Annotated in this window: 13 protein-coding genes and 1 pseudogene; 5 read left to right on the top strand and 9 right to left on the bottom strand. The window is 61.0% G+C overall.

Going from position 1 to position 14,516, the window contains the following annotated elements:
* A pseudogene (locus tag NCN05_RS12375) lies at positions 1-116 on the bottom strand (photosystem II q(b) protein); the annotation flags it as partial.
* 171 nt (positions 117-287) lie between these two features.
* Between NCN05_RS12375 and NCN05_RS12370 the strand changes: the two are divergent.
* Complete coding sequence (locus NCN05_RS12370) at positions 288-1,877, top strand: photosystem II high light acclimation radical SAM protein (RefSeq protein WP_250398288.1); 1,590 nt, start codon at positions 288-290, stop codon at positions 1,875-1,877.
* Here NCN05_RS12370 and NCN05_RS12365 read toward each other — a convergent pair.
* Genes NCN05_RS12365 through NCN05_RS12355 form a run of 3 tightly spaced genes read right to left on the bottom strand, consistent with a single transcriptional unit; the run spans position 1,817 to position 4,288 of the window.
* Entirely contained in the window at positions 1,817-2,689 is an 873-nt protein-coding gene (locus NCN05_RS12365) for a CPBP family intramembrane glutamic endopeptidase (RefSeq protein ID WP_250398287.1), read from the bottom strand. The genes NCN05_RS12370 and NCN05_RS12365 overlap by 61 nt on opposite strands.
* A 4-nt stretch (positions 2,690-2,693) precedes the next feature.
* The gene (clpS, locus tag NCN05_RS12360) at positions 2,694-3,014 is read right to left on the bottom strand and encodes an ATP-dependent Clp protease adapter ClpS (protein ID WP_115161566.1); all 321 of its coding nucleotides are present in this window, start codon (positions 3,012-3,014) and stop codon (positions 2,694-2,696) included.
* 47 nt (positions 3,015-3,061) lie between these two features.
* The gene (locus tag NCN05_RS12355) at positions 3,062-4,288 is read right to left on the bottom strand and encodes an LL-diaminopimelate aminotransferase (RefSeq protein ID WP_250398286.1); all 1,227 of its coding nucleotides are present in this window, start codon (positions 4,286-4,288) and stop codon (positions 3,062-3,064) included.
* A gap of 53 nt (positions 4,289-4,341) precedes the next feature.
* Between NCN05_RS12355 and NCN05_RS12350 the strand changes: the two genes are divergently transcribed.
* The 3 genes from NCN05_RS12350 to NCN05_RS12340 all read left to right on the top strand — a co-directional run bounded on the left by NCN05_RS12350 (position 4,342) and on the right by NCN05_RS12340 (position 9,808).
* Positions 4,342-7,005 (top strand): TIGR03960 family B12-binding radical SAM protein, encoded by a 2,664-nt coding sequence (locus NCN05_RS12350; RefSeq protein ID WP_250398285.1) that lies wholly within the window; start codon positions 4,342-4,344, stop codon positions 7,003-7,005.
* A gap of 257 nt (positions 7,006-7,262) precedes the next feature.
* Positions 7,263-9,203, top strand: a complete 1,941-nt coding sequence (locus NCN05_RS12345) for an Rne/Rng family ribonuclease (RefSeq protein ID WP_250398284.1) — start codon at positions 7,263-7,265, stop codon at positions 9,201-9,203.
* A gap of 5 nt (positions 9,204-9,208) precedes the next feature.
* Complete coding sequence (locus NCN05_RS12340; RefSeq protein ID WP_250398283.1) at positions 9,209-9,808, top strand: ribonuclease HII; 600 nt, start codon at positions 9,209-9,211, stop codon at positions 9,806-9,808.
* Here NCN05_RS12340 and NCN05_RS12335 read toward each other — a convergent pair.
* On the bottom strand, positions 9,755-10,351 hold the full coding sequence (locus tag NCN05_RS12335) for a DUF1997 domain-containing protein (protein WP_250398282.1): 597 nt from the start codon (positions 10,349-10,351) through the stop codon (positions 9,755-9,757). The genes NCN05_RS12340 and NCN05_RS12335 overlap by 54 nt on opposite strands.
* A 31-nt stretch (positions 10,352-10,382) precedes the next feature.
* Here NCN05_RS12335 and pheA point away from each other — a divergent pair, with 31 nt between their 5' ends.
* Complete coding sequence (gene pheA / locus NCN05_RS12330; RefSeq protein ID WP_250398281.1) at positions 10,383-11,225, top strand: prephenate dehydratase; 843 nt, start codon at positions 10,383-10,385, stop codon at positions 11,223-11,225.
* 20 nt (positions 11,226-11,245) lie between these two features.
* Here pheA and NCN05_RS12325 read toward each other — a convergent pair whose 3' ends face one another.
* The 4 genes from NCN05_RS12325 to tuf all read right to left on the bottom strand — a co-directional run bounded on the left by NCN05_RS12325 (position 11,246) and on the right by tuf (position 14,511).
* Entirely contained in the window at positions 11,246-12,178 is a 933-nt protein-coding gene (locus NCN05_RS12325; RefSeq protein WP_250398280.1) for a methyltransferase domain-containing protein, read from the bottom strand.
* Complete coding sequence (locus NCN05_RS12320) at positions 12,178-12,813, bottom strand: LON peptidase substrate-binding domain-containing protein (protein WP_114987187.1); 636 nt, start codon at positions 12,811-12,813, stop codon at positions 12,178-12,180. Before NCN05_RS12320 ends, NCN05_RS12325 begins: the two co-directional genes overlap by 1 nt.
* Before the next feature lie 56 nt (positions 12,814-12,869).
* Positions 12,870-13,190 (bottom strand): 30S ribosomal protein S10, encoded by a 321-nt coding sequence (gene rpsJ / locus NCN05_RS12315; protein ID WP_011363346.1) that lies wholly within the window; start codon positions 13,188-13,190, stop codon positions 12,870-12,872.
* A gap of 121 nt (positions 13,191-13,311) precedes the next feature.
* Positions 13,312-14,511, bottom strand: coding sequence for an elongation factor Tu (gene tuf, locus NCN05_RS12310; RefSeq protein ID WP_115080435.1), 1,200 nt, complete (start codon positions 14,509-14,511; stop codon positions 13,312-13,314).
* Between the last annotated feature and the right edge of the window lie 5 nt (positions 14,512-14,516).

The following is a 14,516-nucleotide window of genomic DNA, read 5'->3' as shown; positions in this document are numbered from 1 at the left end:
GGGATCATCAGCACACCGAACCAACCGACATACAGACGGTTGTTGGTGGAGGTGACCCACTCACAGAAGGCCTGCCAGCTGGAAGCGCCGGAGCGCTGCTGGAGGGTGGTGGTCATGAGAACGGAAAGAAATGTTCCCGAAGGAACGGTTTAAGGAAGGGCAGGAGAGCCCTGCCTGGTTGGAATTGTAAAGGAAGTTTGCGCTGTGTGTCACCGGCTTGATGAAGTTGTTGTGAAGAGGCTCTCCGCCCCTTTGGCGGCAGCGCTTGTTAGCGTCCCGAAAGCCCTATGGCAGCTGACGTGGCACCACAACAAGAACGTGTGTTGCTGGTGCGGCTGCCCTGCAATCCGATCTTTCCGATCGGGCCGATCTATCTCGCTGACCATCTGCACAAATGCTTCCCGGCGATGCCTCAGCGCATCCTGGATCTCGCTGCTCTGCCGGTGCTGGATGTCCATCGCGTGCTGGACGCCACAGTTGACCAGTTCCAGCCGACGCTTCTGGTGTTCTCGTGGAGAGACATCCAGATCTATGCGCCGGTCGATGGGCGGGGGGGCAACCCTCTTCAGAATTCGTTCGAGGTCTTCTACGCCCGTAACCCTCTGAAGCGTCTGCATGGAGCCTTGGGTGGGCTTCAGTTAATGAGCAGTCACTACGGCGAGCTGCGCAGGAACCAGCGTCTGGTGCGTCAAGGCTTGAAACGTGCACGCCGCCACCAGCCGACGGCCAGAGCAGTGCTTGGCGGGGGAGCTGTCAGTGTGTTTTACGAGCAACTCGGCAAATCGCTCCCCCAAGGAACGGTGGTCTCCATCGGTGAGGGGGAGCCGCTGCTCGAGAAGTTGATTCAGGGCCACTCCCTCGAGGGCGAACGATGCTTCGTGGTTGGCGAGAAGCCGCGTTCAGGCCTGATCCATGAGCAGCCGGAAAGTCGGCCCAAAACCGCCTGCAATTACGACTACATCGCTTCGATCTGGCCCCAGCTCGACTGGTACCTCGAAGGCGGTGACTTTTACGTAGGAGTTCAGACCAAGCGCGGCTGTCCCCATAACTGTTGTTATTGCGTTTACACGGTGGTGGAAGGCAAGCAGGTGCGCCTCAACCCCGTGGATGAGGTGGTGAAAGAGATGCGCCAGCTTTACGACCGTGGGGTTCGTGGTTTCTGGTTCACCGATGCCCAGTTCATACCCGCGCGGCGCTACATCGAAGACGCCAAGGAACTGCTGCGGGCGATCAAGGCTGAAGGGCTGACCGGCATTCGTTGGGCCGCCTACATCCGTGCCGACAATCTGGATCCCGAATTGGCTCAGCTCATGGTGGAGACGGGCATGAGCTATTTCGAGATCGGCATTACGTCCGGCTCGCAGGAGCTCGTCCGCAAGATGCGCATGGGCTACAACCTCCGCACTGTTCTGGAGAGTTGCCGGATGCTGGCGGATGCGGGCTTCCGGGATCACGTGTCGGTGAACTACTCCTTCAACGTGATCGATGAGCGACCGGAAACCATCCGCCAGACCGTGGCTTATCACCGTGAGCTGGAGGCCATTTTTGGCGCTGATTTGGTTGAGCCAGCGATCTTTTTCATCGGTTTGCAGCCCCATACCCACTTGGAGCAATACGGCTTTGATCAGGGTCTGATCAAACCCGGTTACAACCCGATGAGCATGATGCCGTGGACGGCACGCAAGCTGCTCTGGAACCCCGAGCCGATGGGGAGCACCTTTGGCCGGGTGTGTCTTGAGGCCTTTGATCGCAATCCTGCGGATTTCGGTCGCACGGTGATGTCACTCCTCGAAAGGGATTACGGAGTGGCTTCGCTTCAGGACGCTCTTCGTGCTCCGGTGGAGGGCCGCAAGGCGTTGGCAACGGCTGTTCGCTGAATCAGCAGAAGGATCAGCAAACTGAGGATTCCGATGAGTCCGCCCAGAGGATTCGGGGAATGGCCTCCTGGTCCCACCAACCACGGGGGGGCATTGGGGGATAACTGGAGCAAGCCGTTCTGAAGCAGAAACCATCCAGCGACAAGCCCGCCATGCAGACCGATGCAACCCCAAAGTGACCCCCGGTCCGATTGACGCTGTCTGGCCAGCACCATTCCCAGGAGAAAAAGGCCGATCAGCAGGCCACCCATGGCCCCCAGCCCCAGGTTGAAGCGTGTGTGAACGAGGCTGAAGATGCCTGCTTGAGCCCAAGCTGCACGACGCGAGCCAATCATTTCTTGCAGTTCCGTCCAGAGCCAGCTGCGGAAAATCAATTCTTCTGCGAAGCCAACGCCGAGGCAGAGCAACACGGCATTCGTCAGCTGAGTTGCATCCACTTCGCCCCGCCAATTTCCCGATCCATCGATCAGAACAACACTCGTGATCACCATCAGCAGCCCTGCGGCAATGAGCAGACCTTTGAGAAGAGCAGCTGCTGGCGCGGGTTGTTTCTGTGGTTTGGCTCCGCGGATGCCCAGGGCCGCCCAAGGCCGTGATTCGGACCACCGCAAGGCTGCCCATCGGGGCATCACCAGGAGGAACAGCACAAAACTCAGCACCGTTCCGGTGAGTGAGAGCTGATCCGTTGGAAGGCCAAGCAGCGTCAGCGGAACAGCGGCAAGCCAGCCCATTGCATAGAGCAGAGGGATGAACAGAACCGTGGGCAGCCAGGCTGGCTGAAGCAGGAGGAACCTGTTCAGCGGTTGCTGCATCGCTCTAGTTCTCAGGCTCGATGGAGCTGGTCAAGCCTTTTGATTTCAGCGTCTCGCAATAGAACTCAGCCGGTTCGATGTCGCAGACGATCACCAAGCCCACTCCAGTGTTGTGGGCTTCCAGCATCACGGCCATGCAGTCCTGCTCGCTGAGTTGAGGCACAACCTGCTGCAGGGTGGCCACCACGTATTCCATGGAGTTCACCGGATCGTTGTGGAGCAGCACCTTGTAGCGAGGCGAGCGCTTGCGAACCCGTTCCGGCGCTTTGTCCAGAACAGCTGCACCACCTGGTTTTTGGCTGGGAGAGTCCACCGCCATGGCCATTGATCCGAAGCGATTGAAATCTAAAGGCAATGCGAACGGGGAGCGGCTCATAGGGCTTTGATGCGGGCCATAGCCTCATCCACATTGGCCCGGCTGTTGAAGGCCGACAAGCGGAAATACCCCTCGCCAGCGGCGCCGAAACCGCTGCCGGGTGTGCCCACCACGTTGGCTTTGTTGAGCAGATGGTCGAAGAAGCCCCAGGAATCCATGCCCTCAGGGGTCTTGATCCAGACGTAGGGAGCGTGTTCGCCGCCATAGACGGTGAGGCCTGCAGCACTGAGTTCGCGACGAATGATCGCGGCGTTCTCCATGTAGAAGCTCACCAAGGCCTTCACTTCGGCCTGACCGGCTTCGGAGTAAACAGCCTCAGCTCCGCGCTGAATGATGTAGCTCACACCGTTGAACTTGGTGCTCTGACGTCGGTTCCACAGTCCCCAGAGTTCCACCGCTTCGCCGTTGGCCGCTTTGCCTTTCAGCCCTTTGGGCACCACGGTGAAGGCACAGCGGGTGCCGGTGAAGCCAGCGTTTTTGGAGAAGGAACGGAATTCGATGGCACAGTCCCGTGCTCCTTCGATCTCGAAGATGGAGTGGGGGAGTTCAGGGTCCTGGATGAAGGCCTCATAGGCAGCATCGAAGAGGATCAGTGCGCCATTGGCGCGGGCGTAGTTCACCCAGGCCTGGAGTTGTTCCCGGGTGGCGACGGCACCGGTGGGGTTGTTGGGGAAGCAGAGGTAGATCAGGTCGACCGGTTCACTGGGAATCTGCGCTGCAAAGCCGTTGTCTGCGCTGATCGGTAGGTAGGTCAGTCCCGCGTAGCGACCGATCTCTCCGGCTTCCCCGGTGCGGCCAGCCATCACGTTGCTGTCCACGTACACCGGGTAGACGGGGTCCGTGACGGCCACCTTGTTGCCCTCGCCGAGGATGTCGAGGATGTTGCTGCTGTCGCACTTGGAGCCGTCGGAAACAAAAATTTCCTCGGCACTGATGTCGCACCCTCGGGCTTGGAAGTCGTGTTTGGCGATGGCCTCCCGCAGCCAGCCATAGCCCTGTTCCGGGCCATAGCCATGGAAGCCTTCGGCGGTGCCCATCGCATCGATGGCGGTTTTCATGGCTTCACGGCAGGCCAGCGGCAGGGGTTCCGTGACATCACCGATGCCCAGGCGGATCAGCGCTGCCTCGGGATTGGCGCTGCTGAATGCTTTGACGCGTCGACCGATCTCAGGGAACAGGTAGCCCGCTTTGAGCTTGAGGTAGTTGCCGTTGACCTGAACCACGGAATCGGGAGCTATTTCTGCGGGGCATCCTGCCGTGTCGGCAGCTCCATACGATGACCTCAGGAGTCAGGACATCCGACGTGGTCGTCTCATCCCTGGATCACCCGGTTGATTTTCATGCCCTGGTGGACAGCGGCATCAACAAACCGGCCCGCTACATGGGGCACGAGTTAGGGGTTGAACCACGTGACTGGCAGACAGCGTCGGTTCGCTGGGCGCTCACCTACCCCGAGATCTACGAGGTTGGCTCCAGCAACCTGGGCCACATCATTCTTTATTCGATCCTCAATGCCGTCCCCGGGCAGTTGTGTGATCGCGCCTATCTTCCAGCGGCCGATCTGGCAGGCCGCTTGCGGGAACGTACCCAGGCGTTGTTTGCCGTGGAAAGCCGTCGGCCTTTGCCGGCCTTCGACATCCTGGGTTTCAGCCTCAGTTACGAACTCGGCGCCACCAACATCCTTGAGATGCTGGATCTGGCGCAGGTGCCCATCCGCGCCGCTGATCGGGGCGACTTGCCCCTGAGTGATCCTGCAGCACCTCCTCTGATTTTCGCTGGTGGTCCTACCGCCACCAGCAATCCAGAGCCCTATGCCCCGTTTTTCGACTTCATCGCTCTGGGTGACGGTGAGGAGCTGTTGCCCGAAATCGGTCTGGTGGTGGCGCAAGCCAAAGCGGATGGATTGACGCGATCGCAATTGCTGCGGGATCTGGCCCAGGTTCCCGGCGTTTACGTGCCTGCGCTCTATGGAACGGGCGCCGATGGGGTCACCCTCGAGCCGCTTCATCCTGATGTCCCGGCACGGGTTCTTCGCCGTGTGGCGACGCCAATGCCCCACTACGCCATGGGTCTTGTGCCCCATGTGGAAACTGTGCATGACCGTCTCACGGTGGAGATTCGCCGCGGTTGCACCCGGGGTTGTCGCTTCTGCCAGCCCGGAATGTTGACGCGACCGGCTCGGGATGTGGAACCCGAAGCGGTGATCGAGGCAGTGGAGACCGGCATGAAACAAACCGGCTACAGCGATTTCTCGCTGCTCTCCTTGAGCTGCAGCGACTATCTGGCGCTGCCGGCGGTGGGGGTGGAGTTGCGCAACCGCCTGGCGGATCAGAACGTCACGCTTCAACTGCCCAGCCAGCGGGTGGATCGCTTCGATGAAGACATTGCCCACATCCTTGGCGGCACGCGGAAAGCGGGTCTCACCTTCGCCCCGGAGGCCGGGACACAGCGACTCCGCGACATCGTCAACAAGGGCCTCACCGATGACGACCTGCTGCATGGCATCCGCACGGCCATGCAGAACGGATACCGCAAGGTGAAGCTGTACTTCATGATCGGCCTCCCCGGTGAGACGGATGCCGATGTTCTCGGCATTGCCGAGACCTGCGTGATGCTCCAGCAGCGTTGCCGTGACCTGGGTCGGCTGAACCTGAACATCACGATCAGCAATTTCACGCCCAAGCCCCACACCCCTTTTCAGTGGCACAGCGTCTCCACGGCTGAGTTTGAGCGGCGCCAGGTGCTGCTCAAGGAGGCCTTCAGGCGTTTGCGCGGCGTGAAGGTGAATTTCACCGATGTGCGGCTTTCGGCCATGGAGGATTTTGTGGGCCGCAGCGATCGGCGCCTTGCCCCGGTGATCGAGGCGGCCTGGCGAGCTGGTGCCGGCATGGATGCCTGGTTCGAGTCGCTGGATCGCACCTACGCCGCCTGGACCGGAGCCATCGCGGATGCCGGCCTGGAGGGGCGTTACCGGGAGATGGAGGTGGGGGGCTGGAGTGCTGTGGCTGCGCTGGATCGGGAGGATCTGGAAGCGTTCTGTGCTCAGCCGCTCCCCTGGGATCACATCGACACCGGCATCGACAAAGCCTGGCTGGCGGATGATCTGCAACGGGCTCTGGCAGCGGCGGTTGTGCCCGACTGCTCCTTTGATGGTTGCAGCAGTTGTGGGGTCTGCGGCCCGGATCTCGGGCACAACGTGGTGGTTCCCGCTCCTGAGGTGCCAACCCAGGTGCCGACCCAGGCACCGCCCAGTGAACGGGTGTGCCGGATCCGGGTGCAATTCGCCAAAACGGGATCGATGGCGCTGCTCAGCCATCTTGATCTGATGCGCATGCTCGAGCGGGCCTTGCGTCGCAGTGCGCTTCCGATCAGCTTCACCGGTGGGTTTCATCCACTGCCGCGGATTCAGATCGCTTTGGCACTTCCCCTCGGTGCTGAAGCCCAGAGCGAGTGGATGGATCTGGAATTCACCGAGGCTCTGGATCCCAACCACTTCCGCAAGACGCTTCAGCCGTTGCTGCCGGAGGGCATTCAGCTTCTGGCGGCAGCCGAGGTTCCCGTCAGTGGCAAGAGCCTTTCGCAAGAACTGACGGGGGCCATTTGGTGTTTTGATCTCGTGCCGCAGGAGCAGGCCCCGATGCCATTGGATTGGAATGCGGCGGTGAATCAGCTCCTGCAGGCCACAACCTTGGTTTGGCACGACACCGACAAGAAGGGCCGCCCTCGGGAACGGGATTGCCGCCCCGCGTTGAAGGCGCTGCAGGTGACGGATCAGAACGCCAATGGATCCGTTCGGCTTCGCTTGGAAGCGGCGGTGGATGAGATGGGCCGAAGCTTGCGCCCTGCTCAGATTCAGCACTGGCTGGCTGAGACCGTTGGTCAGCCCTTGCAGGTGCAACGCTTGGGGCGAGAGGCCCTGCTCCTCAGTGCGCAGTGCTAATTTGGCTACAGAACAGGTGTTTCGTCCATCGGGGCCAACCTTGTTCCGGTCTTGTCTGATCCAACACGGATATCGAGGTCCACATCACGGCTTGCACGGCGGTCTTTTTTGGAACCCCCAAGCCTGAGTCATAGGAGTTCTTGCTCCGCAACCTTTTGGTCTTGCTGACCACCTCAGATCTTTCCATCAACCCGTGAGGGAGAACCGGCAGGTTCCTCAACGGATTTGGCCCTCAATCGGGCTCAACCAGTCCTGTTATGCCCCAGCAAATTGTCATCGCGGAGCAGCTGCGCATCGCAGCAGTGCTGACCGATGAACGTGTTGATGAACTGATCGTCGCGCAGGGTCGTTATCAGATCGGAGATGTCTATTTAGGAACGGTCGAAAATGTTCTGCCAGGCATTGATGCCGCCTTCGTCAATATCGGTGAGAGTGAGAAAAACGGGTTCATCCATGTTACCGATCTTGGACCGCTGCGTCTGAAGAAAGGTTCAGCTGGGATCACTGAACTTCTGGAGCCTCGCCAGAAGGTTCTGGTTCAGGTGATGAAAGAACCGACCGGCACCAAAGGCCCACGGTTGACGGGAAATCTTGCTCTGCCAGGTCGCTACCTGGTGCTTCAGCCCCATGGCCAGGGGGTCAACATCTCCAGGCGCATCAGTTCTGATGCAGAACGGAACCGACTGCGTGCCCTTGGTGTTCTGATCAAGCCGCCTGGAGCCGGCCTGCTGATCCGTACGGAAGCCGACGGCATCAGCGAAGAGCTGTTGATTGAGGATCTGGAATCCTTGCTGCGCCAGTGGGAGGCGATTCAGCAAGCCGCTGAAACGGCTGCACCGCCGGTGCTGCTCAACCGCGATGAAGACTTCATCCATCGGATTCTTCGGGACCACATGGGCCCGGATCTGGCCCGGGTTGTGGTGGACGATGCCGCCGCTGTGAACCGTGTGAGCAGTTTCCTTGGTGCCGAAGCCGGCAATGTGCTGGTGGAGGCTCACAGTGAACCCAGCGAGTTGCTGGAGCACTACAAGGTCAATTCCGCCATCCGCGATGCGCTGAAGCCGCGGGTTGATCTGCCGTCCGGTGGCTACGTGATCATCGAGCCCACTGAAGCGCTCACGGTGATCGATGTGAACTCGGGCTCGTTCACACGATCGGCCAATGCGCGCGAAACCGTCCTGTGGACCAACTGTGAGGCGGCGATCGAAATCGCTCGCCAGCTCAAGCTTCGCAACATCGGTGGGGTGATCATCATCGACTTCATCGATATGGATTCCCGTCGTGATCAGCTCCAGCTGCTGGAGCATTTCACGACAGCCGTCCGTGACGACTCAGCCCGCCCGCAGATCGCACAGCTCAGCGAACTGGGCCTGGTGGAACTCACCCGCAAGCGTCAAGGGCAGAACATCTATGAACTGTTCGGTCGGGCTTGCCCCAGCTGTGGTGGTCTGGGCCATGTGGCCGTTCTCCCCGGCAAAGACCTGCTTCAACCTCTGGCGACGGCCACAGGATTGGTTCGCTCGGCGGCCTCTGCCCGCGCCGAAGTTGTTGCGCCTGGAGAGAGCGGTGGCAATGGCCGGCGGCGGCGCGGTGGTCGAGCGCGTGGCAGTCAGGATGCCGTCCTTCCTGTCGAGACGTCCGATACCACTGCCCCTGAGGTGTCGACCCAAGAGGCTCAGGAGCCAGCGACCGCCCGTCGTCAGGACCCTGAATTGGTTGCCGTCCCGATGACCGACGAGCAACAGCAGCTGTTTGGTTGGCTGGGATTGAACCCTGCCCTGTTGCTGGAGGAGCCCCCTGCATCCGACAACGTGGTGGTCCGGGTTGTGCGTCCTGGCGAGGACGAGCAGGAGGTGCTGGAGGCGGCGCGTCAGCAATTGGCGGCCAGTTCCGGACGCCGCCGTCGTCGTGGCGGACGGGGTGGTCGTTCAGGGTCCCGCAACGGGGCGAGTCAGCCCACTGCGACTCCTGCCGCTGAGACGCCTGTTGTCGTCACCTCATCCGCCCCGGATGAGTCGGCTCCCCTGATGGTGGAGATCACCCCCTTGGAGGCGGTGACCAACCTGACGATCACCGAACCAGAACCGGCCCCCATCAGCGAACCGGCTGAGCCCGAGCCTGTGGCCGTGGCGGAAACAGCTGAGCCTGATGAGCCTCGCCGTCGCCGTCGCCGCTCCTCGGCTGTCGCCACGGTCTGAGTCGGATGACCGCGCAGGACTCCCTACCCCTCGGGCGGGACGTGGCTGGTGTGGATGAAGTCGGTCGCGGTTGCTTGTTCGGTCCTGTGTTTGCGGCTGCTGTGATGCTCGAAGGCTCAGCTGCTGAAGAGCTGTTGAAGGCAGGGCTGACCGATAGCAAAAAACTGTCAGCCAAGCGTCGGGCTGCTCTGGTTCCGGTGATCCAGTCGCTTTGTGTGGCATCCGGTCTGGGCCAAGCGTCAGCGCGCGAAATTGACGCCTGCGGCATCCGCGTTGCCACGGAACGCGCCATGTTGCGGGCGCTGCAGCGATTGCCGCAGCGCCCTGGGCTCGTGCTGGTGGATGGCAACCTTCCACTTCGGCTGTGGCAGGGCCCGCAGCGCACGGTGATCGCAGGGGACAGCCGATCAGCGGCCATTGCTGCGGCGAGTGTTCTGGCCAAGGAGGCCAGGGATGCACTCATCCGGCGCTTATCGGCTCGCTTTCCTGGTTACGGCCTCGAGCGCCATGCGGGCTACGGCACGGCGCAACATCGTCAGAGCTTGATGGCCTCAGGTCCTACGCCCCTGCATCGGCACACGTTCTTGAGGCGTCTGCTCGGTTGAGCCTTGCCCGTAGGTTTCCCGGCACCAGCTGCGGTAGTCGTCGATCAGTTGCTGGCCAACCCGGGCTTTGATGCCAATGAGGATGCCACTCAAGATTGATTCGCCCGTTGATTCCAGCACCCGTTTGGGGATCAGCTTCAGCAGCGATGGCTGGCTGACGCTCACCGAAAGATGGGCATGTCCCTGAAGTCCGTCGGGTGTGGACGTCAGCCGTGCTTCCAGGTTCAGGGCGAAGTCATCAACAATCCCCAGACCCTCCAGTTCGCAGTCGAGGGCCTGCATCACCAAGGTGTCGCCTTCCATGTGGATCTGGAGGGACACCACGGGTTTCACGTGGAGCTGGAAGACCTGCAGGCTGGTTACCACATAGCGGTAGCGCCCTGACTGCAGGCGGGTGAGCTGTTTGGCATCCAGCAGGGCCCCAAGGACGCGCTCCTCCTCCAGCAGGTAAGCGGGAAGCCGCTCTGCTCCGGTTCGGACAGGCAGATCAAGCTTTTGACTGGCTTCGAAGGCCAGGGGCATGGTCTTCACCTGACGCGGCATGATCTTATCGAGTCCATCCAGTGCGGCTTCGATGCCTACACGTCTCGCATTCCTTGGCCCAGTCGGGACCTATGGCGAGCAGGCCGCCCGGGTGTTGATCGAACAGGACGCTCTCGAGGATGTCCAGCTCGTTCCCTGCGTGGGGCTCCGATCGGTGGTGGAACAGCTGGCCGGAGGGCAGTGTGATGCAGCCGTTGTCCCGATCGAGAACTCGGTTGAAGGTGGGGTGACAGCGACCCTCGATGCGCTGTGGTCCCATCCGGAGCTCTGTATCCGCAGGGCTTTGGTGCTGCCGATTCAGCACGCTCTGCTGGGGAGTGGGCCACTCAGCAAAGTCACCGAAGTGCTCTCCCACCCGCAGGCTCTGGCCCAGTGCAGTGGCTGGTTGGCCCAGCATCTGCCCGACGCCTTGCAACTGCCCACCTCATCCACGGCTGAAGCAGCTCGCATGGTGGCAGGCAGTCCCTTCCGGGCTGCGATCGCCTCCCAGACCGCTGCCCGTGAACACGGGTTGGATCAGCTGGCGTTCCCTGTGAATGATGTTGCGGGCAACCGCACCCGTTTTCTGCTGTTGCGTCGTGGCCAGCGAAGTGAGCATGGCGATGTGGCCAGTCTGGCGTTCTCGCTGCATCGCAATGCGCCGGGGGCTTTGCTGGAGGCTCTGGCCTGTTTGGCTGAGCGGGGCTTGAACATGAGCCGGATTGAATCGCGACCGTCCAAACGGGAGCTGGGGGAATACGTGTTCTTTGTGGATGTGGATCTTCCGCCGGCTCCGTCAACGGCGCTGGCGGACTTGATTGCCCAGTTGCAGCCTCTGTGTGAACATCTCGCCCATTTCGGGGCTTACCCCTCCAGCGATTTGAGCGGCTGTTGAGGATCAGTGGCTTTTGAAAATCAACCTTTTCTGATCCGGAAGACGCCGAATTGCATCAGACCGGTGGCGAAGGCCCAGTGCATCAGCAGCAACGTCGGCGTTTCTCTCAGGCCTTGCAGGACCGCTTTCGGTCCCAGGCTGAGCACCGCCCAGGGACGGCGGACGCCCTCGATGATGGAGTCAATCCATGAGGGGAGCGTGGCCTGGGTCCAGTCACCGGTGACGATCTCGCCACGCTGGTGCACGCTGTTGTCGAGGTTCTGGCGGAACCCCTTGATGCTGGCGAATTCAGGGTGGGCCCATTGGTTGAGCAGCTGACGCATCACCCAGCGTTCGGTTCGCGTCATGCCGCCGTCAGATGGATCCCGGCGGTTCCAGTCGGCCACTGCAAGCAGACCCCCCGGTCGCATCACCCGCAGCAGCTCATCGGCATAACGCTGCTTGTCTGGCATGTGGGGCCCGGCCTCCACACTCCAAACCGCATCAAAGGTCTGATCGGGTAGTTGAAGATCCAAGGCGTCCATCACCTGGAAGCGGCAGCTCAGGCCGGATGGGGTGAGTTGTGTGGCTCGTTCCACCTGGGCAGGGCTGATGCTGATGCCGAGAACGTTCAACCCGTAATCCCGCGCCAGGATTCGGGCACTGCCACCGATGCCGCATCCCACATCCAGCACCCGGCTGCCGGCGGGGAGTTGGTCCAGACCGCTCCATCGCACCAGCTCGTGGACGAAGGCTTCCTTGGCTTCGCGAAAGTCGCAGGAGCCGGGCGGGGTCCCGTAATGGCCGAGATGGACATGCTCTCCCCAGAGCTGCTCCAGCAAGCGGTCTTCCGTCCAGGCGTCGTAGGCGGAGGCGACACTCTCCGACGATTCATAGCGCCGGTCGCGGCGAAGCCACAGCGCAACTCCGGTGGCTCCAATGGCCCCGGCCACCACTAACAGAGATCCCAACATCACTTCAGATCCATCAACACAGTGCGGGCTGCCAGTTGGCGTCGGGTGTGATCCAACATTTCAAATTGCTGACTCAACCGTTCGTGGGTGTCGGTTAGTTCCAGAAGACTCTGTTGCTCCGAAGCGGCCTGATCCAGATGGGCGCTGATCCAGAAGGAGAGTTCCCGCGGTAGATCAGGCAGATCGTCAGGCAGTTCCACCTCTCGGTTCTGCAGTTTGCTAGTCAGCTGAACGACGTCGCTCAAGGCTTCGCTCACCTTGTCCCTCAGGCTGTTGAGCTGGTCGGTGTCGGCCACGGGCTCATCCTCCAGCCAGCTCACCATCCCTGTTCGGTAGGGCGTTTCCCGGGTGATGTTGAGCAGCCGGAACCGCTGTTGGCCCAGCGAAACGATGTAGCTGCGACCGTCTTCTGTTGTTTGGTGCTGAAGCACCTCAGCGCAGCAACCGATTTCGGCCATTTCGCCGTTCTCGGGGTTGATGCGAACGATGCCGAATCGTTTGTCGGTCTCCAGAACCGTCTGGAGAAGCATCCGATAACGCGATTCAAAAATGTGCAGCGGCAGGAGCTGCTGCGGGAACAACACGACGTCCGGCAGGGGGAACAGGGGAAGCTCCCTCACAGAAAAATCGGACACGAACGCCGTGTTGTAGGCAACTGAATCCTAGGAAAATGAAGTTCTGATCGAACGGATCAGAGCTTCACTTCGATGTCCACACCACTGGGGAGATCAAGCTTCATCAGCGCATCGATGGTTTTGGCCGAGGGGCTGTAGATGTCGATGATCCGACGGTGGGTGCGGGTCTCGAAGTGCTCGCGGGAGTCCTTGTCCACGTGGGGAGAGCGCAGAACGCAGTAGATCTTGCGTTTCGTGGGCAGGGGGATCGGACCGATCGCGGTTGCAGCGGTGTTATCGGCCGTTTCAATGATTTTCTCGCAAGAAAGATCGAGCATGCGTCGGTCGAACGCCTTCAGGCGGATGCGGATCTTCTGCTGGGCGATGGCAGTGGACATAGGAAGGGAGCGAAAAAGCTTCGAGATCTAAGCAGGACTTCAGTTGTCGAGGTTCTGAGAAATGTAGGAGATGGGGGGCTGAGCCCCTCCATCTCCTGCCGTGTGGTTCAGCTTGCGCTGATCACTCGATGATCTTGGAGACCACGCCAGCACCGATGGTGCGGCCGCCTTCGCGAATAGCGAAGCGCATGCCTTGCTCGATGGCGACGGGGCAGATCAGCTCACCGGTCATCTGGATGTTGTCACCAGGCATCACCATTTCCACGTTGGAACCGTCTTCCGCGGTGAAGGCAGTGATTTGGCCGGTCACGTCCGTTGTACGGATGTAGAACTGCGGGCGGTAGCCAGCGAAGAAGGGAGTGTGGCGGCCGCCTTCTTCCTTCTTGAGCACGTACACCTGACCCTCGAACTTGGTGTGAGGGGTGATGGAACCGGGCTTCACGAGCACCATGCCGCGCTCGATCTCTTCCTTCTGGATGCCGCGCAGCAGCAGACCAACGTTGTCGCCAGCCATGCCCTCATCGAGCAGCTTGCGGAACATTTCCACACCGGTGACGGTGGTCTTGCGGGTGTCCTTGATGCCGACGATTTCGATCTCTTCGCCGACCTTGACGATGCCGCGCTCGATCCGGCCGGTGGCCACGGTGCCGCGACCGGTGATGGAGAAGACGTCTTCCACTGCCATCAGGAAGGGCTTGTCCACTTCCCGCTCAGGCTCAGGGATGCTGGCGTCAACAGCCGCCATCAGTTCCTCGATCTTGGCTTCCCACTCAGCCTCGCCCTCGATGGCCTTCAGGCCAGAGACCTGAACCACGGGGATGTCGTCGCCGGGGAAGTCGTAGCTGGAGAGCAGTTCGCGGATCTCCATCTCCACCAGTTCGATGATCTCTTCGTCATCGACCATGTCGCACTTGTTGAGTGCAACAACCAGAGCGGGAACGCCCACCTGCTTGGCAAGCAGGATGTGCTCCTTGGTCTGGGCCATAGGGCCGTCGGTGGCGGCACACACCAGGATGGCGCCGTCCATCTGAGCGGCACCGGTGATCATGTTCTTCACATAGTCCGCGTGGCCAGGGCAGTCCACGTGGGCGTAGTGACGGGTCTCGGTCTCGTACTCAACGTGAGCGGTGTTGATGGTGATGCCGCGCTCACGCTCTTCAGGGGCGCCATCGATGTCGGCGTAGTTCTGCACTTCAGCCTGACCCTTCTTGGCGAGCACGTTGGTGATCGCAGCGGTGAGGGTGGTCTTGCCGTGGTCAACGTGGCCGATGGTGCCGATGTTGACGTGGGGCTTGTTCCTTTCGAACTTCTCGCGTGCCATGGGTG

The sequence above is a fragment of the Synechococcus sp. MU1651 genome (assembly GCF_023630635.1).
Classification (GTDB): Bacteria; Cyanobacteriota; Cyanobacteriia; order PCC-6307; family Cyanobiaceae; genus Parasynechococcus.
The sequence above is the reverse complement of the archived record's forward strand: the minus strand, read 5'-3'. Positions and strand labels throughout refer to the sequence as shown.

Excerpts from the sequence above, each read along its gene's own strand:
- tuf (WP_115080435.1), bottom strand. The coding sequence starts at position 14,511 with ATGGCACGCGAGAAGTTCGAAAGGAACAAGCCCCACGTCAACATCGGC.
- rpsJ (WP_011363346.1), bottom strand. The coding sequence starts at position 13,190 with ATGTCCACTGCCATCGCCCAGCAGAAGATCCGCATCCGCCTGAAGGCG.
- pheA (WP_250398281.1), top strand. The coding sequence starts at position 10,383 with ATGCCTACACGTCTCGCATTCCTTGGCCCAGTCGGGACCTATGGCGAG.
- clpS (WP_115161566.1), bottom strand. The coding sequence starts at position 3,014 with ATGGCCATGGCGGTGGACTCTCCCAGCCAAAAACCAGGTGGTGCAGCT.
- NCN05_RS12350 (WP_250398285.1), top strand. The coding sequence starts at position 4,342 with ATGACCTCAGGAGTCAGGACATCCGACGTGGTCGTCTCATCCCTGGAT.
- NCN05_RS12345 (WP_250398284.1), top strand. The coding sequence starts at position 7,263 with ATGCCCCAGCAAATTGTCATCGCGGAGCAGCTGCGCATCGCAGCAGTG.
- NCN05_RS12325 (WP_250398280.1), bottom strand. The coding sequence starts at position 12,178 with ATGTTGGGATCTCTGTTAGTGGTGGCCGGGGCCATTGGAGCCACCGGA.
- NCN05_RS12335 (WP_250398282.1), bottom strand. The coding sequence starts at position 10,351 with ATGCCGCGTCAGGTGAAGACCATGCCCCTGGCCTTCGAAGCCAGTCAA.
- NCN05_RS12365 (WP_250398287.1), bottom strand. The coding sequence starts at position 2,689 with ATGCAGCAACCGCTGAACAGGTTCCTCCTGCTTCAGCCAGCCTGGCTG.
- NCN05_RS12340 (WP_250398283.1), top strand. The coding sequence starts at position 9,209 with ATGACCGCGCAGGACTCCCTACCCCTCGGGCGGGACGTGGCTGGTGTG.
- NCN05_RS12370 (WP_250398288.1), top strand. The coding sequence starts at position 288 with ATGGCAGCTGACGTGGCACCACAACAAGAACGTGTGTTGCTGGTGCGG.